Consider the following 1,633-nt stretch of genomic DNA (forward strand, 5'->3'; position numbering starts at 1 on the left):
TCCGCCCGGCGCAGCAGTCCCTCCGCGTCCAGCGCGTGGTCGGGGAAGACGGCGACACCCGCGCTGGCCTCCAGCCGTTGGGTTCAAGAATATGGTAAGCTGATCTATCAAATCTGGAAAAAGAAAAATAGACAGTCCTTTTATTCGTGGAAAATGGACGAAACTTATATTAAAATTAAAGGGAAGTGGCATTATCTCTATCGTGCAATCGACTCAGAAGGCATGACACTGGATATTTGGCTACGCAAGAAACGGGATACTCAAGCTGCTTATGCGTTCTTGAAACGACTACATAAACAGTTTGGTCAACCAAGAGTAATTGTCACGGATAAAGCGCCCTCTATTGGTTCTGCATTTAGAAAGTTACAGAGTAACGGTTTATATACTAAGACAGAGCATCGAACCGTGAAGTATCTCAATAACCTCATTGAGCAAGACCATCGACCAATCAAACGACGGAATAAATTTTATCAAAGTCTCCGTACTGCCTCAAGCACAATTAAGGGCATGGAGACCATTCGAGGAATATACAAAAAGAACCGAAGAAATGGAACGCTCTTCGGATTTTCGGTATCTACTGAAATTAAGGTCTTAATGGGAATATTAGATTAAGAACAAGAAGGATTATAAACCTTGTATTTGATTTTTAAACTTTGCAACAGAACCAATTATATGATTGAGAGCTTCTTAATTTTTTACGGACTTTTCATACTTTGTTTTTGACAAGTTTACTTATATCTTTAACAAGTTTGCTTATATAGTTGACAAGTTTACTTGTAAAGTGTTATACTTTATTCATAGAGAGGAAGAGAAGAAATGAATAATAAGAAGATTTTACAAATGGCACAACAAGAAAGTCAAGATGAGGGTAAACTATCGAAGTGGAGAAATATGTCAATAGTACACTATATTATGTTGTTACTTGCTTGGCTGTTTATTTTCACAATTAGGTTGCTAAAAAATGAATCTATAGACGATTTGTTTTTTATGTTATTACTTTTGGCTTTGGGACATGAAATATATCTGTTCAAAAAGAAGAGGTCGATGACTAACATCATAGTAATTGTAGTATTATTAATTGCTGTTTCTGTGATGGGCTGGAATTTAATGAGTGGAATTTTTAAATGAGGGATAAAGGAAAACTTGAGTTAAAGAATAGGTTAAAAGTGGCTCGTGCTGAAAAACAAATAAACCAGAGTAATTTGGCTAAAATTGTTGGTGTTTCGAGACAGACAATTAGCAATATAGAAACCTATGAGTACGTTCCATCTGCTAAATTAGCATTATTACTTTGTATAGCGTTGGATATAGAATTTGAAAAATTATTCTATTTTGAGTAGTGAAGACTTAAGTATATTAAAACGACTTAGGTCTTTTTTATTTTAGGGGCGCAAATGTCAGAGTTTGCGTTCTTATATTAGTGAAATAGCAAGGAGAGTCTTTATGCAAGTAACAGGAAAAACTAAAACTGGTGAGGAAAAACAGTTGACAGTTGAAATTCGTGATGTTGAAATCGTGAAACCTAAGATTGAGAAATCGGTTCTGTTGCAAAGTTTTCTGATAAGTCTATTTTAGTGTAAAATGAATAAAAATGACAGCGAGGATATATCAATGAACTATTTTAAAGGTAAAC

General features: G+C 35.2%; 3 protein-coding genes. All 3 read left to right on the forward strand.

Annotated features, from left to right (window positions below; translation table 11 throughout):
• On the forward strand, window positions 1-612 hold a 612-nt coding region (locus tag AB0N16_RS41735), incomplete at its 5' end, for an IS6 family transposase (RefSeq protein WP_365806028.1).
• A 204-nt stretch (window positions 613-816) separates the two neighbouring features.
• Entirely contained in the window at window positions 817-1,128 is a 312-nt protein-coding gene (locus AB0N16_RS41740) for a DUF6442 family protein (RefSeq protein WP_349221543.1), read from the forward strand.
• Window positions 1,125-1,340, forward strand: a complete 216-nt coding sequence (locus AB0N16_RS41745; RefSeq protein WP_101913440.1) for a helix-turn-helix transcriptional regulator — start codon at window positions 1,125-1,127, stop codon at window positions 1,338-1,340. Before AB0N16_RS41740 ends, AB0N16_RS41745 begins: the two co-directional genes overlap by 4 nt.
• Window positions 1,341-1,633 lie beyond the last annotated feature (293 nt).

Origin of the sequence: Streptomyces sp. NPDC051105, assembly GCF_040682795.1 — a bacterium.
GTDB lineage: Bacteria > Actinomycetota > Actinomycetes > Streptomycetales > Streptomycetaceae > Streptomyces.

Coding starts and splice junctions, on each gene's coding strand:
- AB0N16_RS41745 (WP_101913440.1), top strand. CDS start 1,125: ATGAGGGATAAAGGAAAACTTGAGTTAAAGAATAGGTTAAAAGTGGCT.
- AB0N16_RS41740 (WP_349221543.1), top strand. CDS start 817: ATGAATAATAAGAAGATTTTACAAATGGCACAACAAGAAAGTCAAGAT.